The organism is Muribaculum gordoncarteri (genome assembly GCF_004803695.1).
Lineage (GTDB): Bacteria > Bacteroidota > Bacteroidia > Bacteroidales > Muribaculaceae > Muribaculum > Muribaculum gordoncarteri.
Genome location: NZ_CP039393.1, coordinates 2,415,632 through 2,436,741, shown reverse-complemented (window position 1 = coordinate 2,436,741; position 21,110 = coordinate 2,415,632). Strand labels below are relative to the sequence as shown.

The window sequence follows — 21,110 nt, the reverse complement described above, 5'->3', positions numbered from 1 at the left end:
ACTTGCACTCGATTTAAAGAGAAAAAATATACCTGTAATGCGAAATTTTACCAATGTACATGACATAGGCGACCTCCGCACTGCTGTGGCCGAGGCGCTTGAAGTGAAAGCCAACCGATTCGGCTACAAAAATCTCGGTGAGAACAAGACCCTGCTCATGCTCTTTTTCAACTCATCGCTGCGTACCCGATTGAGCACCCAGAAGGCTGCCATGAATTTGGGCATGAACGTGATGGTGCTCGATGTCAATCAGGGAGCATGGAAGCTTGAAACCGAGCGCGGAGTCATCATGGACGGCGACAAGCCCGAGCATCTGCTTGAGGCCATTCCGGTTATGGGATGCTACTGCGATGTGATAGGCGTCAGGTCGTTTGCGCGTTTCGAGTCCAAGGCCGACGACTACGAGGAGAAGATAATCAACCAGTTCATCCGATATTCAGGCCGCCCCGTGTTCTCGATGGAAGCGGCTACGCGTCATCCGTTGCAGTCGTTTGCCGACCTGATAACCATCGAGGAGTACAAGACCGTTGAGCGTCCCAAGGTGGTGATGACATGGGCTCCTCACCCCAAGGCTCTTCCCCAGGCTGTACCCAACTCGTTTGCCGAGTGGATGAACGCCGCCGGCTACGACTTCGTGATAACGCACCCCCACGGCTACGAACTCGCTCCCGAGTTTGTGGGCAATGCCAAGGTTGAGTATGATCAGGACAAGGCTCTTGAGGGTGCCGACTTCGTATATGCCAAGAACTGGAGCGCCTACATGGATCCCAATTACGGCAAGGTGATAAGCACCGACCGCAGCTGGACCGTGACGGCCGAGAAGATGGCGCTGACCAACAACGCTTACTTCATGCACTGCCTGCCCGTGCGCCGCAACATGATTGTTAGCGACGATGTAATCGAGGGCCCGAGGTCGCTGGTGATTCCCGAAGCCGCCAACCGTGAGATTTCGGCTCAGGTGGTGTTGAAGCGTATTCTTGAAGGATTGCAGAAATAGAGCCGATGAGTACGAAGAGCCCCAAGGAGGTGATAGATGCCGCTCTTGTCACAGGATGCAACAAGGTGGCGTTGCCGTCGCGTGACTTCGGCCGATTTGCGCTGCTTACGGTTCTTGCCGGTGTCTACATCGCATTCGGAGGCACGCTGTCGGTGATTCTCGGATACGGATTTCCCGAACTGACGGCCGGCAACCCCGGTCTTCAGAAGTTGCTTAGCGGAGCTGCGTTCCCGATAGGACTTATACTTGTGGTGGTGCTCGGCGCCGAGCTGTTTACCGGCAACAATGCGTTGCTCATGCCGCCGCTCATGGCCGGTAAGTGCTCATGGCGCGATGTCGCCGTTAACTGGGCGCTGGTCTATCTTGGCAACTTCGTGGGAGCTATAGGCTTCGTATATGTGTTTGTCTATGTCACGGGGCTTATGTCTCCCGAGCCTTATCATGCCGCAATAGTGAAGATAGCCGAGGCCAAGGTGTCGATGCCGTGGCTTACGGTCATGGTGAAAGGTATCGGAGCCAACTGGTGCGTGTGTCTTGCGATATGGCTTGCTATGGCCGCCAAGAGCAGCGGTGCCAAGATGTTTGGCTGCTGGCTTCCTGTCATGGCTTTCGTTGCGCTGGGCTACGAGCACTCGATTGCCAACATGTTCTTCATCCCTTGCGGAATGCTTGAGGGGGCATCGGTCACTCCGTGGCAAATGGTGTGCGACAACCTGATTCCCGCCACGATAGGCAACATTATAGGAGGTGCCTTGCTGGTGGGATGTGTGCACGTATATCTACATCGCGTCAAGTCCTGAATTACTGAACGATAAAAAAAAGCAGGCGGCGTGTCGGGTTATTGAAAACGACACGCCGCCTGTTGTTATCTTGCTTGTTGATATGCTTATTCGGCGCACACCGATGCGAGTGCGTCGGCAAGCGATTCAAGCGAATAGCGTATTACCGAGCGCGGAGAGCCTATGTTGAGGCGCATGAATCCGCTGCCTTCGGCTCCAAACATCGCTCCGTCGTTGAGCGCGAGATGAGCCTTGTTGACAAAGAGCTTTATGAGCTCGTCGTGCGACATGCACAGCCCGCGGCAGTCGAGCCACACAAGGAATGATGCCTCGGGACGAATTACCTTTATGTCGGGCAGCTTCTCGGCTACGATTTCCTCCACTTCGGCGATTGTGCCTTCGATGTATTCAAGCATCTCGTCGAGCCAATCCTCGCCTTGGGTGTAGGCGGCTTCGGTGCCTATGGTGGCTATGAATGTGGGAGCGTCAAATTCATTCACCATGAGCCAGTGGAAGAAGGGTTCGCGCAGCTTGGGATTCTTCACCACGCACCATGAGCTTACAAGGCCGGCGATGTTGAATGTCTTGGAGGGAGCTCCCAGGGTAATCGACACTTCGGCTGCCTCGGGGCTTACCGATGCGAAGGGGAAGTGGGGCTTGCCGTAGAGCATGAGGTCAGCATGGATTTCGTCGCTTACCACCGTCACGCCATACTTCTTGGCGAGTCGAGCAACTTCCTGAAGCACATCGACGCTCCACTGGATGCCCACGGGGTTGTGGGGGTTGCAGAGAATCATCATCTTGGGGTGCTCGTCGCGGAATATGCGTTCAAGTCCCTCGAGGTCCATGCGGTAGCTTTCGCCGTCAAATATCAGGGGATTGTTGACCACTACTCGGTCGTTGCCTTCGGTCACCATGCGGAACGGGTGATATACCGGCGGCTGTATCACCACTTTGTCGCCGCGCTGGGTGAAGAAGTTGATAGCAAGCGCAATGCCTTTTACAACTCCGGGTATATAGGTAATCTCTTCACGTTTTACATTCCAGTTGTGGCGGCGTGCAAGCCAGCCTGTGATTGAGTCCCAATAGCTTTGGGGTGCTCCGGCGTAGCCGTAGACGGGGTGCTCGATGCGTCGCGACAGTGCTTCGCGGATGCGTGGCGACACGGCAAAGTCCATGTCGGCAATCCATAAGCCGAGCAGGTCGTCGCGTCCAAAAAATTCATTTAGTGAATCTACTTTCATAGCACCACTTCCGTGGCGGTCGATAAGTTGATCGAAATTGTATTTTCCCATTGTGGTATTTAATTTACTAAAGAAACCTCGCGGGTTTCACTTACACTTTATTTTTTTGCAAATATACGATTTTTAGTGCGATTGATTCAATCTTTTTTGCTAAGTTTGTATTACATTACAACAAAAACTGGCTTACAGCGATGGACGAACGCAGAAAACTTACTCCCGAAGAAGAAGACAGGCTCGTCGAAGCCGAATTTCAGGATGTGCTTAACGGCTATCTTGCGAGTAATCACCGCAAGAAGGTGGAAATAATAGAAAGAGCGTTCCGATTTGCAAAAGAGGCCCATAAGGGCATCAGACGCAGGTCGGGAGAGCCTTATATATTGCATCCTATAGCCGTAGCCAAGATCGCGAGTCAGGAAATCGGCCTTGGCTCGACCTCGATTTGTGCCGCCTTGCTGCATGATGTGGTCGAGGACACCGAGTACACGGTCGAGGACATCGAGCAGCATTTCGGCAAGAAGATTGCACAGCTCGTAGCCGGGCTCACCAAGATTTCGGGCGGTATATTCGGCGACAAGGCATCGGCCCAAGCCGAGAACTTCCGCAAGCTGCTGCTCACCATGAGCGAGGACATACGCGTGGTGCTTATAAAGATGGCCGACCGACTGCACAACATGCGCACTCTCGGTTCAATGTCGCCCAACAAGCAGTATAAGATCGCCGGTGAAACACTCTACATATATGCTCCGCTGGCCCATAGACTCGGCCTGTTTGCAATAAAGACCGAACTTGAGGATCTCAGCTTCAAATATGAGCATCCGGCCGCATACTCGCGTATAAGCGAACAGATAAGGGAGTCGGAGTCGAGGCGTGCCGCCGTCTACAACGACTTCTCGCTGCCCATCAAGGAGAAGCTCAACGAGATGGGAATAACCTATGATGCCAAGGCTCGGCTTAAGTCGGTCTATTCTATATGGCGCAAGATGGAAACCAAGCACATCCCGTTTGAGGAGGTGTATGACCTCTATGCCATGCGCATAATATTCGACTGCCCCGACCAGAGCAAGGAGAAGGCTATATGCTGGCAGATATATGCCGCCATTACCGACCTCTACAAGCTGCATCCCGAGCGCACGCGCGATTGGATAAGCAACCCCAAGGCCAACGGCTATCAGGCTCTGCATCTTACCGTGATGGGCCCCGACGGCAACTGGATCGAGGTGCAGATTCGTTCGCGACGCATGGACGAGATTGCCGAACTCGGATTTGCCGCACACTGGAAATATAAGATAGGCGAGGGCGACGAGGAGAGCGAGCTTAATGCCTGGCTGTCGACAATCAAGGACATCCTTGAGAATCCCGAGCCCAACGCCATCGACTTTCTCGACACTCTTAAGCTGAATCTGTTTGCCTCGGAAATCGTGGTGTTCACCCCTAAGGGCGAATTGCTCACGCTCCCCAATAACTCGACGGTGCTCGACGTGGCATTTGAGCTTCACTCGCAGATAGGAATGCACTGCATTGCAGGCAAGGTCAATCACAAGCTTGTGCCGCTGAGCCACAAGCTGCGCTCGGGCGACCAGGTGGAGGTGCTCACATCGCAGTCGCAGACCCCCAAGCCCGAGTGGGTCAACTTCCTTGCCACCGCAAAGGGCAAGACAAGATTGCGTGCCGTGCTGCGCAAGGAGCTGCAGCCTATTATCGAGAAGGGTAAGGAGATATATGATAATTTCCTGAAGGAGCATTCGATAATGGAGAACAACGAGGTGCTTACCAAGATTCTCGGAGCGCTTCATTTCCAAAATCGCGAAACACTGTTCACCGCTCTCGGCAACGGAGAAGTGACGCTCCCGCAATATCTGGTCAAGATGCTACGCCCGGTATCGTCGTCGCTTATATCAAAGATACTCCGTCCGCTCAAAGGTAACAAGGGAAAGAAGTCGGGCGAAAACAACGAGGATGTCGCCCCCGCCAAGGCTCCCATCAACATGAAGGAAACCTACATTCTGCGATGTGGCGAGGATGGCAACAACTTTAAGATATCGGATTGCTGCAGCCCCATTCCCGGCGATGATGTAATGGGATGGGTAAACGACGACGGCGATGTGGAGTTGCATGCGCTCACGTGTCCCCGCGCACAGGTGCTGAAGGCAAGTTATGGAAGGAGAATATTGAATACGGAGTGGGCCGAGCAGACCCACAAGTTCCTTGCCAATATAAGAATGGAGGGTATCGACCGCTTCGGCATCCTTCAGGAGATCATACAGATGATATCGATGCACATGGCTATCGACATCCGCAAGCTTGACATCGAGGCCGAGAACGAAGTGTTTCATTGCGACCTTTCGGTGCTTGTAAGTGACACAAATGTAGTGACCGACCTGTGCAATAAGGTGAAGCAGATACGTGGTGTGCAACGAGCCAGCCGAGTGAACTGACATTATTTTCAAGGATGATGATGAACAATCTTTTTTCAAGAAACAACATCATAAGGGCGCTGCTTTTCATCGGTGCCGTTGTGATTATAATAGGTTTCCTTCCCCGCAAGGACACCAACACCTACCACTACGAGATGGGAAAGCCCTGGGCCTATTCACTGCTAACGGCGCCAAGCGACATGCCCATATACCTTGACACGATAAGTGCACGTCACGTGCGCGACAGCATAGACGCGTCGTTCCGTCCCGTATATGAGCGTGACCAGAACATCGAGAAGTCGGCAGTGGCCGCCTACGCTACGAGAGTCAACAACACCGAGTCGCTCGGCCTGAGTCCGCTCGAACGCAACCGACTGATAAATACGCTGCGCACACTGCTTGAAAGCGGCATCGTGGATCAGGAAACCTATCAGGAGGTTAAGTCGGGGCGATTGCCTGAGGTGCGTTTCATCCATGACAATACATCGATCTACATACCCACCGACGGATTCATGTCGGCCCGCGTGGCCTACGAGCGGCTCGACAGCATATTCAGCGAGGAGCATTACCGCCGGGCGATAGAGCTGACGGCAATGTCGCAATTCCTTGTCCCCAACATCGTGCGTGACACAGTGGCCACCGAGCGTCTTTACGACGAGATGCTGCAAAAGGCCATGGCTCCCGTGGGCGTGATTCAGCAAGGTGAGCGAATAATCGACAAGGGCGACATTGTCACCCCCGAGCTTTACTCGCTGTTGCAGACCTACGACTCGATGACCGGACAACGTTCGGCGAGCAAGGTCGACCGTCACTATTACCCCATCTTAGGGCAGCTGCTCTATGTGATGATACTGCTTGCCTCGCTCTATTTCTTCCTCGGATATTTCCGTTGGCGCATATTTGGCAACACCCGTGCCATGGTGCTTATAATGGCGCTTATCACGGCATTTGTGGTGTTCTCCTACGGTATGGGCGACACATTCCGCAGCGGATTGTACATGGTGCCGTTTACCATCGTGGCCATCCTGATGGTGGTGTTCTTCGACGGCCGCACGGCATTCTTTGTCTACATCACCGAGATTATGCTGTGTACGATAATCTCCAATTTCCCGCTCGAGTTCATCTTCGTGCAGTTGATTGCCGGCATCACGGCTATCACCTCGCTCAAAAATCTCGACCGCAGGTCGCAGCTTGTGCGCTCGGCACTCTTCATTTTCCTCGCTTACAGCATCTCCTATACGGCTGTGGAGGTCATGCAGGTGGGAACGCTTGAGAAGCTGAACACAAGGATGTTTGGCTGCTTTGCGATCAATGCCGTGCTCATATCGTTTACCTACATACTGGTGTTTGTGCTTGAGAAGATTTTCGGATTCGTGTCGTCGGTTTCGCTTGTCGAGCTGAGCGATGTCAACAACCCCATTCTCCGCGAGCTCTCGGAGGAGTGTCCCGGAACATTCCAGCATTCGATGCAGGTGAGTACGCTCGCTTCCGATGCCGCCCACCGCATAAACGCCAATGTGCAGCTTGTGCGTACCGGAGCTTTGTATCACGACATAGGCAAGATAAACAATCCCGCATTCTTTACCGAGAATCAGCATGGCGTGAATCCGCATGACGCACTCAATCCCATGCAGAGCGCACGTGTGGTGATAGGCCATGTCATCGACGGACTGAAGAGGGCCGAGAAGGCTCAGCTGCCCGATGTGGTGAAGGACTTCATAACCCAGCATCACGGAACCGGCAAGGCAAAATATTTCTACAACACCTACTGTAACGCTCACCCGGGCGAAGAGGTGGATGAGGCTGCGTTTACCTATCCCGGTCCCAATCCTCAGACACGCGAGGCATCCATACTGATGATGGCCGATGCCGTAGAGGCTGCGTCACGCTCGCTGAAGGAGCATACGGTGGAGAACATAACGGCGCTTGTCAACCGCATAATCGATGCGCAGATTGCCGAAGGACTTCACAACGAGTCGACCATTTCGTTCCGTGACGTCAACATCATAAAGGAGGCTTTTGTGGAGCGACTGCGTACGATGTATCACGTGAGAGTGAGCTATCCCGACCTGAAAAAGCCGGCCGAGCCCGCTCTGCCCGCCGATACAAAGCCCGAGGTGAAAACCGAGGGTGACACTACCGCGACATCAAAGTGACCTGCGCTGTGGCGTTAAACTACTTTTTATGATTGAGTTAATACTTGTTTAATCGGGACGATATTACAAAAATTTCAGTAATTTTGTTAATGACGACCGGATTGGCGAGTGCGTGACTCCCGATTGCGTGTTGTCGCATATTTTTATAATATTGGTTCCGTCATGAAAAGAATTGCATTACTGTTTATATCAGTCATCGTCCTTGCTTCGGCTTCAGGGATGGGTGCGGCACCACGTGACACTAAAAAGCAGAAATTCGAGAAGCCCGATATGGAGAAGATTCGCGAGGAGGTCAACGACCCTTCGTCGAAGTACTACTATCCGCTGTTGATGAAGAATTTTGAAACCAACGATACTTTGCTCGACCTTGACCAGTATCGTCACCTCTATCTCGGTTATGTATTCCAGGAGGATTACAATCCCTATCGCAAAAGCGAACACACCAACAAGGTTGAGGATCTTTACTATAAGGATAAGCACACTCCGGCCGAGTGTGACACTATCATAAAGTATGCCGAGCTGTCGTTGAAGGACGATCCCTTTGACCTGCGTCAGATGTCGTTTCTGATATATGCCTATCGAGAGAAGCAGAAGAACAATCTCGCCAATATATGGCAATATAAACTTAATCACATTCTTGAGGCGATAGTGTCGACCGGCACCGGTCTTGACGAGGAGAACGCCTGGATAGTGATAAATCCTCAACATGAATACAATCTGCTGAACTTCAAGAATTATATTGCCAAGTCGCAGGAGTATAAGCCGCCACATTACGACTATATAACGGTGAACCAGGAGGACTCCAAGGACCCGAAAGGATTCTACTTCAATGTGCTGTACATATTGCAGGAGTATTACCGAAAGTTCCCCGACAGCAAGTAACGGCAAGCACCACAGATAAAAGAAAAAGGCTCGGATTATTCAATCCGAGCCTTTTCTATTTATTGACATAGTGTGACGACAGTCGTCACTTCCATTTCATCTTGAGCGAGCCGTACATTATGGCTGCGAGTGCGATGAACAATCCCACGCTTCCGGCAAGGAGCGCATAGGTTTCGAGATTGAGCAGTACATAGATGTAGATGTATATTATCGACAGCAGTCCGCTGATGACCAAGGCCGCCTTGCGTGACTTGAGCACACCGAAGATGTAGAGTCCCACGAGCGCGATGGTCATCACTGCCGCCACAAGATAGCTTACGCCGAAGCCGATGTGCTCCGACAGCGACAGCAGCAACGAGTAGAATAGCACCAGGGCAAGGCCTATGAGCAGGTACTGGAACACGTATATGGGATGCTTGGTAATCGTTTCGGCAAACAGTGCGGCGATGAATGTGAGCAGTATTACGAGTGTCGCATACTTCAATGCGCGTGACGTCTTCTGATAACGGTCGACCGGAACAAGCATGTCCACGCTTACAACCGATTCATTGATGTTGTAGGTGTTGGAGCCGGTGAATGCTTGCGGATAGTTGCGGTTTATGGCATTGAGCTTCCAGTTGGCGCTGAATTTGCCGTCATCGACAGTGCGCTCCGAGGGAAGTATCATGCCCTTGAACGAGGGTGACTTGCAGGTGCCTTCGATGGTTATGTCACTTGCCTTGCCTACGGGAGCAAATCCTATCTCCTTGGAGCCTTTGGCTGTAATCGACAGTGAATAGGGTACCGATGTCGAGTCGGCCAACTGCGAGAGGTTGATCGGCGCCGACAGTGCGTTGCGCCATCCCCGGCTGTCGCTCTCTTTGGTGGAATAGGTTGATATTACCTCATAGTCCTCGATCGGCTCGTAGTCGGAACCTCCTTCCATTTCGCAGCTTTCACTGCCCATGCGGAAGGCCGACAGAGTTTCGATGCCCTTCAGCTCACCGATGACAACGTTGACGCGCGCGTTGTCGAGCTTAAGAGCGGTTAACGGGATTCCGGTCTTTTCGAGATAGGTCATGTCGAAATTTCCTGAGAGCGTTATGTCGCTGTTGTAGACGATAGTTTCGTAGATGCTGCGTGACAGCTTGCGCGATTCGATCGCGGCCTTTGCATCAAGTGAGGCCGGGAGCAGCGTCACTACGCCCACCGAGTCGACAGCGCCCTTGTTGTGGTAGGGTATCGTGACGATTGGGCCTATTATCGTCTGGGGGCCGCTCCATGATTCGCTGATTTCGGTCACGGTGTCCTTTTGACGCTCCTCGCGGTCATCGGTAAGCGCGAAGAGGAAGGCATCGGGAATCAACAGCAGTATGCACAGGATTACAATGAATATAATCTTGAATGTAAGCGTCGATGTGAACGGCACGGGATTGTAGCCCGACGGCCTCGGCGGTATGGGAGGCATGGGCGGTACAGGAGGAGGAACTGTTTCCATTGTAATGTGATTTTAGATGATGTGATTGGTTTATTTTTGCGTGAAATAGTAGTCGAGCACATCGCGAGCCGCCGTGAACGAGCTTTGGACATTGGAGAGCACGCGGTTCTCCTTCTCGATCAGCAACCGTTCTACTTCGGGATTGCTGTAGAAGTGGTTGCGCAGTTGCTCGTTGATTGTTTCATACATCCAGTAGCGGGCCTGTTCCTGACGCTTGCGCTCGAAGTAACCGTTGTCCTTTACAAACTTGAAGTAACGGTCGATCATCTCCCACACTTCGGCGATGCCGAGGTCGTAGTAACCCGAGTAGCACAGCACTTCGGGAATCCATCCCGACATTGTGGGCGGGAAGAGGTGCAGTGCGCTGCGGAACTGGGCCTGAGCAAGACGGGCGCGGTCGACATTGTCGCCGTCGGCCTTGTTTATCACTATTCCGTCGGCCATCTCCATGATGCCTCGCTTGATGCCCTGCAGTTCGTCGCCTGTTCCGGCAAGCTGGATGAGCAGGAAGAAATCGACCATCGAGTGCACGGCGGTTTCGCTTTGTCCCACGCCCACGGTTTCCACAAATATGTTGTTGTAGCCGGCGGCTTCACACAGCACAATTGTTTCGCGGGTCTTGCGGGCCACGCCGCCGAGGCTTCCGGCCGACGGGCTGGGGCGGATGAATGCCGACGGATGCACGGCAAGACGCTCCATGCGGGTCTTGTCGCCGAGAATCGAGCCTTTGGTGCGTTCGCTTGATGGGTCTATGGCGAGGACGGCGAGTTTGCCGCCATCCTTCAGTATGTGCAGTCCGAATACATCGATCGATGTCGACTTTCCGGCACCCGGGACTCCGGTTATGCCTATGCGTCGTGAATTTCCCGAGTAGGGGAGGCACTTCTCAATCACCTCCTGGGCTATCGCCTGGTGCTCGTGCGAAAGGCTCTCGACAAGCGTGACGGCGCGGCTCAGGATTGTGACATCGCCTTTAAGTATTCCCTCGACGAGCTCTCCCGAAGTGGGAAGCGGCTTGCGGCGTCGGGGTTTCAGGTAGGGATTGACCGATGGCGGTTGGGTGACACCGCTGTTTACGGTCAATCCGCTGTATTTGTCGTCGTTTTCTATGTGATGATGTTGATTCATGGGTGAGGTTTTTGGGTAAAAGTTTAGTCAATGTATTCTCCCACGACGCGCACGGTCGACTGTGGACGGTCGGGGTCGTTGGTTATTATGATGACGCGTGCGTTGAGCAGCTCGTCGGCCGACTTTGACGGGTCGACCTTGATTTCAATCTTTCCTTGGCCGCCGTTCTTGATTTTGTCCTTGTTGACCTTGACGGTCACGGCGGGATCGACCGAGTAGGCCTTGCGGATTATGAGCGGCTCCTTGCCGAAGTTGTCGACAGTCACTTCGGCTGTGTGAATCTTGTCGCGTGACATCTCCTCAAAGTCGACGGCATTGGTCGACAGTGCGATGCGCGGGGCTTTTTCGCGCTGCTCGGGAGTGAGCTTGCTGAAGTCCTCGTTCAGGATGGCGGTCAGCGACACGGGCATTGTCACCGGTGTTTCGTTGTCGGAGAGGATTATGATTTCATCAGTGCAGAGGCCCCAGTCGTCGGAACGTGACGAGTCGTAGAAGAATGTGAATGTCATCTGCTCGCCCGGGGGTACTGCCGCAGGAGCTGCATCGACCTTGATGTAGTCGGGCAGATTGGATACCGAGGGATAAATCGTGTCGGGACTCTGGTTGTAGGCGTCGAGGAATGCTGTCTTTACGCGTCCCTTGGCTATTTCGCCAAACGGCACCATGGTGTTGCGGAGCTTAAGCGGGCCCACTTCGATGGGGAAGCGTGCGCGGAGGGTGTTGGTGGCACCTATCACTACTCCCTTTATGGCCAATGTCATGCGGCTCGGCTCGGTGTTGGTGTCGACATGGATTTTCTTGGTGAACTTTCCGGGTCGGCCTGCCGGGTCGTAGGTCACGGTGATTGTGGCTGTGTCGCCGGGGGCTATGGGGTCGCGGGTATAGGCGGGTACGGTGCATCCGCAGGTGGCGCGTGCAGCAAGAATCATGAGCGGCTCGTCGCCGGTGTTGACTACCTTGAAGTCACACGACACTTTGCCCATGTCCTCGTCAAATGCTCCGAAATCGTGTGACTTTGTAAGCCAGGTGGCTTCGGGGGCGGCCTGTGCGACAGCCGCAATCGCCATCATAGATGCGCACAATATTGACTTGCAGTTGATCATCGTTGTTGTTTATTTCTTGGGGATTACACAACCTGTTATCTTGATGTTTTTGCGCTTCTCCTTGGTGTTGGATTTTACGCGGATGGTCTTGTCGAAGTCGCCGGGTCGTCCCGCGGGGTCGAATGTCACGCGTATCTTGGCGCTTGCGCCGGGCTTGATGGGCTCCTTGGGGATTACCGGGGTGGTGCATCCGCAGCTTGCCGATGCCGATATGATAATGAGAGGATCGGTGCCTACATTCTCGATTATGAAGTCATGGCTCACGGGGCCGTCGGCTTCACGTATGTTGCCGAAATCGAATGATGTTTCCTTGAACTTGATCTGTGGATTGCCTGCGTAAGCGATTGCGCTCATGGCGACAGCGATGATTGTGATAAGTATTTTTTTCATTGTGATGCAATATTTATGTCTAACCATTATAACACGTAAAGATACAAAGTAAGATTTTCAACCTCGGGATTATTGCGTTAATTTAGGTTAACGTAACTTCGGGGAGCATATTGTCGACACCGAGCCCGAAGAGTGCGTAATCGTACCACACCGGGTCTTCGGGACGGAAGTCACGCAGCCGCGAGGTGAGCTCGAGCACGGCCTTCTTGTCGTCGGATCTCCGGTTGAGCAGTCCCAGCTCGCGGGCGGTGTTGCCTACGTGTACATCGAGCGGAATGTAGAGCTGCGAGGGGGTGATGACATCCCACACGCCCATGTCGACGATTCCGTCGTCGCGCACGAGCCATCGCAGGGCCATGTTGACGCGCTTCAGTGCCGTTGTCGTGAGGTTGCCGGGCAGGCAGCGGCAATCGGCCTCGCCGTTGTTGGCGGTGGCAAGCTCTCGGTTTAGCGAGGCGACAAGTTTCCACGACGGCAGTTCGTCGTCGGCTATGGCCTCGGCTTTTGCAAAGTCGGCAAGTGACGCGTGACGGCTGTAGACGGCGTGCAGTCCCCTGAGGAAGTGACGCATATTCTTGGCGAAAAATGTGCGGTGGATGTTCATGTCGGGCAGCTCCTCATATCCTTCATCCATCACATAGTTATAGGGGTCGTTGTCCATCAGCGCGAGCATGCGGTCGCAGTCGCGGCATATCATTTTGCGGTTGCCCCACGCTATTGTGGCGCTGAGCAGCGATGCGATCTCTATGTCCTGCAGCTTGCTGAATCGTCGCGGAAACTGCACGGGGTCGCGGTCGATGAAGTCGATATTGTTTATGCGCATGGCCTCCCGGTCGAGGAGGTCCTTCAGGTCGTTGTCGGTCATTGTCGGTAAATTGAACGGGTTATGTCGTCGCCTGTGGGGCTTTGGAATATTTTGAGTCCGAACTCGTTGATCATTGCTATAACGTGGTCGAATATGGCAGCCTGGGTGTACTCATAGGCTTTCCATTCGGTTCCGTCGGTGAAGAAGTATAGTTCCACGGGGAGTCCGTTGGCCGTGGGTTGCAACTGGCGTATCATGATCATCATTGCGGTGTTGACATCGGGATGTGACGCAAGATAACGCTCCACATAGTTGCGGAACACGTGAAGGTTGACCTCGGCATGTCCCGTGCGGGTGAATCCCTCAAGCCATCCGAGCTCTTCGTAACGCTCCATCTCCTCGGGCGTGCAGAATCGTATCGTGTTCATGTCGATGTTGAGCGAGCGCATTACGCGTCGGCCACCGCTTTGTTGCATGCCGCGCCAGTTCTGGAACGACTCGCTCACAAGCGCGTAGGGCGGCACGGTGACGATGGTGTTGTCGTAGTTCTGCACCTTTACGGTTGTCAGCGTCACCTCCTTGACAATGCCGTTGACATTGCGTGACGGTATTGTGATCCAGTCGCCGTCGTGGAGCATGCTGTTGGCCGAAAGCTGCACGCCGGCCACAAGTCCGAGTATGGTGTCCTTGAACACCAGCATCAGTATGGCCGCCGATGCTCCGAGTCCGGTGAGAATCGTTATGGGATTCTTGTCGAGCAGTGTGCTTATCCCGATGATGACGCCTATTCCGATAGCGATGAGCTTAAACATCTGATAGAGGCCGCGCAGCGGATGATGACGCAGCCCTTCCTCCTCGGAACCGGCCCGGTAAAGTCCTTCAAGGAATGAGCACAGCAACCTGATGATCAGGACTATGATGTAGATTTGGAGCAGTTTCAGGACATAGGATAGTGCGGTCACGCACCCTTCAAGCACTATGGGAATGAAGAAGTAGATGATTATAGGCGGGATGAGGCTGCAAGCGTTGCGCAGTATCTTGTCGCTGAGCAGGTAGTCGTCCCACCTGGTTGCGGTGGCCGAGGTGACGCGGTGGATTACGCGTATTACGACCTTTCGGCAGAAGAGGTCGACGCCGAAGGCTACCAGCAGCACTATTGCCAGAACGATAAGCTTGTGGGTGATTGTGTTTATGGAGTCGGAATCGATGCCGAATGTGTCGGCAATCCAGATGTCGGGGGCCATTGATTGAATTGTTATTGTTGTGTAATGACTGAGGGCGACAGGATATCCGGTCGCCCTCAATAGTCTATGGGTTGGTTGATGAGTTGTTACTCGGAGTCGTCCTCTTTCATGTTGTGGAATACATTCTGGACATCCTCGTCCTCCTCAAACTTCTCAAGAAGCTTGTCGAGCTGCACGCGCTGCTCGGGAGTCACCTCCTTGAGGTCGTTGGGGATGCGCTCAAACTCGGCGCTGATGATTTCGTAGCCGCTCTCCTCAAGATACTTCTGGATGTTGGCAAACTCCTCAAATGCGCCGTAGAGTACGATTTCCTCTTCATCGGGCTCAACTTCGTCGACACCGTAGTCGATGAGTTCAAGTTCGAGATCCTCGATCGAAACACCGTCCTTGGGTTTGATCTTGAAGACGCTCTTGTGCTCGAAGAGGAATGAGAGCGAACCCTGTGTTCCGAGTGTGCCGCTGTGCTTGTTGAAATAGGAGCGCACGTTGGCCACGGTGCGGGTGTTGTTGTCGGTTGCGGCTTCCACTACGATTGCGATTCCATAGGGGCCGTATCCTTCGTATACGATTTCCTTGTAGTCGCCCGCATCCTTGTCGGTTGCCTTCTTGATGGCGCGTTCAACGGTGTCCTTGGGCATGTTGGCGGCCTTTGCGTTCTGCATCAACACGCGCAGACGCGGGTTGGTGTCGGGGTCGGGTCCTCCGGCCTTGGCTGCAATTGTTATTTCCTTGCCTATGCGGGTGAATGTGCGGGACATGTTGCCCCAGCGTTTCAGTTTTCTTGCTTTGCGGTATTCAAACGCTCTTCCCATATCGGTTTATTATTTTTGAGTTTTTATTGTTGATTTATTTATCGGTTTATCGAAGTGACGCTCCGAGCTGTTTCTGCAGGTTGTTGATGATTTTAGTCATCATGGCTTCAATCTGCTTGTCCTGCAGGGTCTTTTCATCATCCTGGAACATCATTGTTATCGCGTAGCTCTTTTTGCCCTCTTCAAGGTTCTTGCCTTCGTAGACATCAAACAGGGTTACTTCGCGAAGCAGGCGCTTTTCGCTGTCACGCACCACCTTCTCGACCTGAGCCATGGTCACGGCCTTGTCGAGCAGAAGCGCGAGGTCGCGTTTTACAGCCTGGGTCTTGGGCAGGGGCGAGAATGTCACCTTCTTCTTAATCGAGAGCTTGACGATTGCATTCCAGTCGAGTTCGGCGAAGAACACTTCCTGCTTTACGCCGCAACGCTTAAGCATCGACTTGCTCACGATGCCCATCACGCCGAGGTTCTTGCCTGAACGGGTGGTTATGGCGAGAGCCGCGCTGTAGAGCTTGTCGTCGGTCTTCTTGAGTTCGATTTCACGCTCCGAGATGCCGAGGCGCGCCAATATGTTGGCTACAACGGCCTTAAGGTCGTAGATTGTGGCTTTCTCTTCGGGACGGGCCCAGTTGCCGGTGCGTATGTTGCCGGTGAGCCACAATCCGAGTCGTTCCCACTCCTTGTAGGGAGCTATGGGATTCTCGGCTGTCGACTCGACGGTGGTGTCGCACTGGTAAACCTTGCCGAACTCATAGAGCATGAGGTCGCCGTCGCGACGGTTGACATTGTGCTCGATCACTTCAAGACCGCCGAAGAGGAGCGACATTCTCATCACGTTGAGGTCGTTGCTCAGCGGGTTGAGAAGCTTTACGGGTGCGCTGTGTTCGTCGGTCAAGCCTTCGTAGTAGCTTTCGGCTGTGAGCGAGTTGTTGAGTATTTCGTTGAATCCGGTTGCCGACAGCTGGTTGCTGATAAGCTCGCGGAGGTCGTTGGATGAATCGGTCATGGTCTTGAACGACAGCGACGAGTGAAGCTCGCTGGAGAACTCCACGTTGTTGTAGCCGTAGATGCGAAGCACATCCTCCACTACATCGCAGGGACGCTGCACATCGACGCGATAGGTGGGCACGAGAAGGTTTACGGCATTGTCCTCGTGGCTGGTAATCTCCATTTCAAGCGAAGCGGCTATGGAATCGATTGTTTCGGCGGGGATGTTTTTTCCTACGAGGGCGTTGAAGTAACCGTAGTCGAGCTTGACGGGGAAGGGCTTGATCACCTCGGGATAGAGGTCGATGATGTCGCCGCATATCTCACCGCCTGCAAGCTCCTTGATCATCAGTGCTGCAAGCTTGATGCAGTAAACGGTGGCGTTGGGGTCGGTGCCGCGCTCATAGCGGAATGAAGCGTCGGTGTTCAGTCCGTGACGGCGTGCAGTCTTGCGCACCGAGGTGGGGTTGAAGTAGGCGCTTTCGAGGAACACCGAAGTGGTTTCTTCAGTTACGCCAGAATCAAGACCTCCGAATACACCGGCGATGCACATTGGCTCCTCGGCGTTGCATATCATCAGGTCGCGTGCATCGAGTTTGCGCTCAACGCCGTCGAGGGTGGTGAAGGGGGTGCCTTCGGGGCAGTGACGCACTACCACCTTGTCGCCCTTTACCTTGGCGAGGTCGAAGCAGTGCAGGGGCTGGCCCATTCCGTGCAGGATGAAGTTGGTTATGTCGACAACATTGTTGATGGGGCGCTGTCCGATGGCCGAGAGGAGTGTCTTGAGCCATTCGGGGCTTTCAGCCACCTTGATGTTGCGTATGGTGAGTCCCGAGTATCGCGGACAAGCCTGGGCGTCGGCCACCTCCACGGCTATGGCTCCGTCGTTGCGGTCGGCCTTGAATGAATCGACCGAAGGGCGGTGAAGCTGTGAGGCGTTGTCGTGACAGGCTAGCCATGCGCTCAAGTCACGTGCCACGCCGTAGTGCGATGCGGCATCGATGCGGTTGGGGGTGAGATCCACTTCAAGAACGTAGTCGCTCTTGAGGTTATAGTATTCGGCAGCCGGAGTGCCGGGCTTAATCTCTTGGTCGAGGACTATGATGCCGTCATGGCTTGTGCCGATGCCGATTTCGTCCTCGGCGCATATCATGCCCATTGACTCGACGCCGCGAATCTTGGATTTCTTGATTACAAACTCCTTGTCGCCGTCGTAGAGCGTTGTGCCTACAGTGGCTACGACCACAGTCTGTCCGGCCGCAACATTGGGTGCGCCGCACACAATCTGTGTGGGTTCTCCCGTGCCGAGGTCGACCGTAGTTATGTGAAGGTGGTCGCTGTTGGGGTGTTCTTCGCATGTGAGGACTTTGCCTATTACGATTCCGCGCAATCCTCCGCGAATCGATTCGACCTCCTCTACGCCTCCCGTTTCAAGGCCGATTGATGTGAGTGCATCGGCGAGTTTCTCGGGCGTGAGCGAGAAGTCGATGTACTGTTTAAGCCAGTTATATGATATGTTCATTTTATAATGTCTTGATTGTGGAGGTGATGAATGGATGCTCCACACATAAATTCGCGCAAATTTACAAAAAAAAAGTGGTAATCACTCAACCTGAGATAAAGAATAAGACCCCACTCCCCAATATTTGTTCACGCCGGTGCGGTCAAGCATTAACAAATAATGGAGCCGGCTCTTAAAAAGCGATGGCGACAGTAGGGTCTACTGCCGCCATCGGTTATGGTGATGACTATGAGTTATCGACGAGGGGGACGACCTCCGCCTCCACCGGGACGACCTCCGCCATGGCCGGGTCCGCCGAATCCGCCGGGACCTCCGAACTCTCCTCGGTTGGAGTTTTTGCTACCCTTGCCGAATGTGTTGAAACGGTAGGAGAACGAGAGCATGAAGTAACGGGTGAGCGAGTTGTAGCTTGAGTCGTCGATGTAGTTGGCGGTGACGCTGCGCGATATGTTTTTGCGTTGTTGCAGGAGGTCATATCCGCGCAACATTACAGTGGCTTCGCGTCCCTTGAGGAACAGATAGGAGATCGATGCGTTCCACATCCACTGCTTCTGGTCGTAACCTGCCGAGTAACCGCTGGTTGTCGAGAAGGTCAAGTCGCTGTTGATTACGAGTCCGAACGGAGCGTACCATACTGCGTAGAAGCTTCCTCCGTAGTCCTGTACATTGCGGTTGACGGCCGATTGCAGGGTGTTGCGGGTGTTCTGCAAGCCGTAGTAGGGGCGGAGCTCAAATTCCCAAGCCTCGGGACGGAATGCAATAGCTATCGACGGGCGCAGATTGAGCGAGTTACTGCGGTTGCGAAGACCGTTGTTGAAACCTATGTTCTGGTTGTAGGATGCGTGCATATTGGCGTTGAACTGCCAGTTCTTGTTGCGGAAGGGGAGCGACAGCATCGAGAAGAGTGACGAACTCCAGTTGCCGTTGACATTGGTATAGGTAGTCACCTGACCGCCGGTTTCGGGGCTGAACGTGGTCTTGGAAACGATGCTGTTCTGTCGCATGCTGAAGTTGAGCATCGCCATGATTGAACGCTGTGCCTCCATGTTGAAGTCGTTGAAGCGGATGCGGATGTTGTGGGTAAACGCGGGCTTCAGGTCGGGATTACCGATTACGATGCGCAGCGGGTTGCTCTTGTCGGCCACAGGCTGTAACTGTTGCATCGAGGGCTCGGAAGTGTTGCCTCGGTAGTCGACATTGAGTGTGCGTGACTTGGTGAACTTGTGGCGATAACGCATGTAGGGCGCGAGATTCCATACCCAGCGGGTGGGGATGTTGCGCTCCGAGTTGATCAAATCGTCGCTGCGTGACATCGAGGGCGTAAGTGTCAAGCCGACTTCCATGTTGTAGGTACTGCGCACCTGTCGGAATCCAATCTGTATGCGCTGGGTGAAGAAGTCGTTGCGGAAACGGTTGCTGAGCGAGTCGTTGAACACGAGGTTGTCGTAGTCGATTATCGGGTCGCCTACCTCGGGATATGTGACGGGATGGTCGTAGACGAGCTTGTCGGCATTGTTCCAGCGGTAGTTCAGGTTGTAGCTGAATATAAGGAAGCGGGCGTTCTTGATGTTGCCCAGCGGCTCGGTCCAGGTGGCGCGCAATCCCACGCGGTTGCTCCAGGTGTGATTGTCGGTGTACTGGTCGTAGAGGTCGATCGAGTCGTTCAGAAGGAAGAAGCGGTTGAACGAGTAGCTGTCATAGTCCTCGGTTGTGTTGCTGAGATTGTAGTTTAACGACAGCGAGAAGGATCGTCCGGGATGTGAGCCCGACTTGCGGTTGAACCAGATGTCGCCGCCTGCGCTGTAAGATGTACCCTTCGATGAGCCGGAGTTCAAGCTTCGTGTCACTTTGGAGCGGTTGGCATCGCCTGCGAGAGTGAGCGAAGAGTCGCCGCTGAGGTAGCGGTTGTAGTTTAACGAGAATCGGGGACGGAACTCAAATGTAGTGAGGGTGTCCTTTTCCCACTTGATGCGGAAATTACCGCGTATGTTGTGACCCTTGTTGCGGGTGCTTGACGCGCTTTCATTGAATGATGTAGAGTCGGGGAAGAGGTATTGACGGTTTCTGCGTGTACGTGTGTCACGGTCGGTGTGGCTGTAGTCGACATTACCTCCCACGCGGAATGTTTCATCGGATTTTCCTACGTTGAAGTTCACGCCCAGCGACTGCGAAGTGGTTATACCGTTGCCACCGCCGAAGTTCATGAATTGTCCGCCACCATCGGTGAATCCAAGCTGATTCACGTTGTTGAAGTTGCCGATGAATGTAAACTGATTGTCGTTCCAAAGACGGTTGATATAGAAGTTGCCGGCATAGCGGTCGTCGGTACCGTAACCTGCGTTCACAACGCCGTAGTAGCTGTTTTTCATATCCTTCTTCACCGTCAGGTTGATCACGGTTTCCTCCTCGCCGTCGTCGACACCGGTGAGTCGTGCAAGGTCGCTCTTGCGGTCGATCACCTGAAGCTTTTCAATCATGTCGACAGGCAGGTTCTTGGATGCCACCTTGGGGTCGTCGGCGAAGAACTCCTTGCCGTCGACAAGAATCTTGGTGACGCTCTTACCTCCTGCGGTAATCTTACCGTCGGAGTCGACATCGACACCCGGAAGTTTTTTAAGAAGATCCTCCATCACGGCATTGGGCTGGGTCTTGTAGGAACCGGCGTTATACTCTATGGTGTCCTCTTTCACTGTGATTTCGGTCTTGACGGCCGTGACAACGGCTTCCTTAAGCATGATCGATGACTCCCGCATGACAATGTCCTTGAGCTGCAGGTTGGATGATCCTACGGTTAAGTTGGAGTCGGAGTTGGCGTAACCGATGTATACGCATTGCAGAATGTATTTTCCTGACTTGACATTGGAGATGGTGAATCGTCCGTTGACATTGGTTGTCACTCCCTTGATAAACGCACTGTCTTTTGCAGCAAGCAGCTTTACGGTAGCTTCGATTAGGGGTTCACCGGTTTCGTCGATGACCTTTCCTTTTATGTCGGCGGCTGTCACGGCCGCGGCACAAAACACCGTAAAGAGTAAGGCGATGAGTATTCGTCGCATTTTAAATCAGTATAAATAGGTTGGTAATTAATTTCAATTTACAGTTACTATGACTTTCTAACTAAATAAAGGTTTAATTTATTTTGGCGAAAAAATGGCAAATTTCTATAAACG

At 53.4% G+C, this 21,110-nt stretch carries 15 protein-coding genes; 5 read left to right on the top strand and 10 right to left on the bottom strand.

The annotated features are described in order from the left end of the window. The first annotated feature begins 37 nt into the window (after positions 1 to 37). The gene (locus tag E7746_RS10800; protein WP_123395654.1) at positions 38 to 997 is read left to right on the top strand and encodes a Rossmann-fold NAD(P)-binding domain-containing protein; all 960 of its coding nucleotides are present in this window, start codon (positions 38 to 40) and stop codon (positions 995 to 997) included. Positions 998 to 1,002: 5 nt separating this feature from the next. Then, positions 1,003 to 1,797 carry a formate/nitrite transporter family protein gene (locus E7746_RS10795; RefSeq protein WP_123395655.1) on the top strand — a complete coding sequence of 265 codons (795 nt, stop codon included), beginning with the start codon at positions 1,003 to 1,005 and terminating at the stop codon, positions 1,795 to 1,797. Between the two features lie 86 nt (positions 1,798 to 1,883). Here the strand turns inward: E7746_RS10795 and E7746_RS10790 are convergent, their stop codons facing one another. Continuing rightward, positions 1,884 to 3,071, bottom strand: coding sequence for a MalY/PatB family protein (locus E7746_RS10790; protein ID WP_136410784.1), 1,188 nt, complete (start codon positions 3,069 to 3,071; stop codon positions 1,884 to 1,886). Between the two features lie 140 nt (positions 3,072 to 3,211). On the opposite strand from E7746_RS10790, the gene E7746_RS10785 reads away from it, so the two are divergent. The 3 genes from E7746_RS10785 to E7746_RS10775 all read left to right on the top strand — a co-directional run bounded on the left by E7746_RS10785 (position 3,212) and on the right by E7746_RS10775 (position 8,472). After that, complete coding sequence (locus tag E7746_RS10785) at positions 3,212 to 5,455, top strand: RelA/SpoT family protein (RefSeq protein WP_123395657.1); 2,244 nt, start codon at positions 3,212 to 3,214, stop codon at positions 5,453 to 5,455. Between the two features lie 14 nt (positions 5,456 to 5,469). Further along, positions 5,470 to 7,590, top strand: a complete 2,121-nt coding sequence (locus E7746_RS10780; RefSeq protein ID WP_136410783.1) for an HD family phosphohydrolase — start codon at positions 5,470 to 5,472, stop codon at positions 7,588 to 7,590. Between the two features lie 162 nt (positions 7,591 to 7,752). After that, positions 7,753 to 8,472: a DUF4919 domain-containing protein gene (locus E7746_RS10775; protein ID WP_123395659.1), complete on the top strand. Its 720-nt coding sequence runs from the start codon at positions 7,753 to 7,755 to the stop codon at positions 8,470 to 8,472. An 85-nt stretch (positions 8,473 to 8,557) separates the two neighbouring features. Here E7746_RS10775 and creD read toward each other — a convergent pair whose 3' ends face one another. The 9 genes from creD to E7746_RS10730 form a co-directional block, all read right to left on the bottom strand. Further along, positions 8,558 to 9,949 (bottom strand): cell envelope integrity protein CreD, encoded by a 1,392-nt coding sequence (creD, locus tag E7746_RS10770; protein ID WP_136410782.1) that lies wholly within the window; start codon positions 9,947 to 9,949, stop codon positions 8,558 to 8,560. Between the two features lie 30 nt (positions 9,950 to 9,979). Continuing rightward, on the bottom strand, positions 9,980 to 11,077 hold the full coding sequence (gene meaB, locus E7746_RS10765; RefSeq protein ID WP_135946780.1) for a methylmalonyl Co-A mutase-associated GTPase MeaB: 1,098 nt from the start codon (positions 11,075 to 11,077) through the stop codon (positions 9,980 to 9,982). Positions 11,078 to 11,100: 23 nt separating this feature from the next. Beyond that, positions 11,101 to 12,180, bottom strand: a complete 1,080-nt coding sequence (locus E7746_RS10760) for a DUF1573 domain-containing protein (RefSeq protein WP_123395662.1) — start codon at positions 12,178 to 12,180, stop codon at positions 11,101 to 11,103. A 9-nt stretch (positions 12,181 to 12,189) separates the two neighbouring features. Beyond that, positions 12,190 to 12,570, bottom strand: a complete 381-nt coding sequence (locus E7746_RS10755; RefSeq protein WP_123395663.1) for a DUF1573 domain-containing protein — start codon at positions 12,568 to 12,570, stop codon at positions 12,190 to 12,192. Between the two features lie 82 nt (positions 12,571 to 12,652). Further along, the gene (locus E7746_RS10750) at positions 12,653 to 13,435 is read right to left on the bottom strand and encodes a TIGR02757 family protein (protein ID WP_238337176.1); all 783 of its coding nucleotides are present in this window, start codon (positions 13,433 to 13,435) and stop codon (positions 12,653 to 12,655) included. After that, positions 13,432 to 14,619 (bottom strand): mechanosensitive ion channel family protein, encoded by a 1,188-nt coding sequence (locus E7746_RS10745; protein ID WP_136410781.1) that lies wholly within the window; start codon positions 14,617 to 14,619, stop codon positions 13,432 to 13,434. Before E7746_RS10745 ends, E7746_RS10750 begins: the two co-directional genes overlap by 4 nt. A gap of 86 nt (positions 14,620 to 14,705) precedes the next feature. Beyond that, a complete protein-coding gene (locus E7746_RS10740; protein WP_136410780.1) occupies positions 14,706 to 15,431 on the bottom strand; it encodes a YebC/PmpR family DNA-binding transcriptional regulator in 726 nt (241 codons plus the stop codon). 46 nt (positions 15,432 to 15,477) lie between these two features. Beyond that, positions 15,478 to 17,940 carry a phenylalanine--tRNA ligase subunit beta gene (gene pheT / locus E7746_RS10735; RefSeq protein ID WP_136410779.1) on the bottom strand — a complete coding sequence of 821 codons (2,463 nt, stop codon included), beginning with the start codon at positions 17,938 to 17,940 and terminating at the stop codon, positions 15,478 to 15,480. 233 nt (positions 17,941 to 18,173) lie between these two features. Further along, a complete protein-coding gene (locus E7746_RS10730; RefSeq protein ID WP_136410778.1) occupies positions 18,174 to 20,996 on the bottom strand; it encodes a TonB-dependent receptor in 2,823 nt (940 codons plus the stop codon). Positions 20,997 to 21,110 lie beyond the last annotated feature (114 nt).

What these genes read in the sequence shown, in the direction of transcription:
- E7746_RS10800 (WP_123395654.1), top strand. Translation starts at nt 38, where the DNA reads ATGCGAAATTTTACCAATGTACATGACATAGGCGACCTCCGCACTGCT.
- E7746_RS10795 (WP_123395655.1), top strand. Translation starts at nt 1,003, where the DNA reads ATGAGTACGAAGAGCCCCAAGGAGGTGATAGATGCCGCTCTTGTCACA.
- E7746_RS10790 (WP_136410784.1), bottom strand. Translation starts at nt 3,071, where the DNA reads ATGGGAAAATACAATTTCGATCAACTTATCGACCGCCACGGAAGTGGT.
- E7746_RS10785 (WP_123395657.1), top strand. Translation starts at nt 3,212, where the DNA reads ATGGACGAACGCAGAAAACTTACTCCCGAAGAAGAAGACAGGCTCGTC.
- E7746_RS10780 (WP_136410783.1), top strand. Translation starts at nt 5,470, where the DNA reads ATGATGATGAACAATCTTTTTTCAAGAAACAACATCATAAGGGCGCTG.
- E7746_RS10775 (WP_123395659.1), top strand. Translation starts at nt 7,753, where the DNA reads ATGAAAAGAATTGCATTACTGTTTATATCAGTCATCGTCCTTGCTTCG.
- creD (WP_136410782.1), bottom strand. Translation starts at nt 9,949, where the DNA reads ATGGAAACAGTTCCTCCTCCTGTACCGCCCATGCCTCCCATACCGCCG.
- meaB (WP_135946780.1), bottom strand. Translation starts at nt 11,077, where the DNA reads ATGAATCAACATCATCACATAGAAAACGACGACAAATACAGCGGATTG.
- E7746_RS10760 (WP_123395662.1), bottom strand. Translation starts at nt 12,180, where the DNA reads ATGATCAACTGCAAGTCAATATTGTGCGCATCTATGATGGCGATTGCG.
- E7746_RS10755 (WP_123395663.1), bottom strand. Translation starts at nt 12,570, where the DNA reads ATGAAAAAAATACTTATCACAATCATCGCTGTCGCCATGAGCGCAATC.
- E7746_RS10750 (WP_238337176.1), bottom strand. Translation starts at nt 13,435, where the DNA reads ATGACCGACAACGACCTGAAGGACCTCCTCGACCGGGAGGCCATGCGC.
- E7746_RS10745 (WP_136410781.1), bottom strand. Translation starts at nt 14,619, where the DNA reads ATGGCCCCCGACATCTGGATTGCCGACACATTCGGCATCGATTCCGAC.
- E7746_RS10740 (WP_136410780.1), bottom strand. Translation starts at nt 15,431, where the DNA reads ATGGGAAGAGCGTTTGAATACCGCAAAGCAAGAAAACTGAAACGCTGG.
- pheT (WP_136410779.1), bottom strand. Translation starts at nt 17,940, where the DNA reads ATGAACATATCATATAACTGGCTTAAACAGTACATCGACTTCTCGCTC.
- E7746_RS10730 (WP_136410778.1), bottom strand. Translation starts at nt 20,996, where the DNA reads ATGCGACGAATACTCATCGCCTTACTCTTTACGGTGTTTTGTGCCGCG.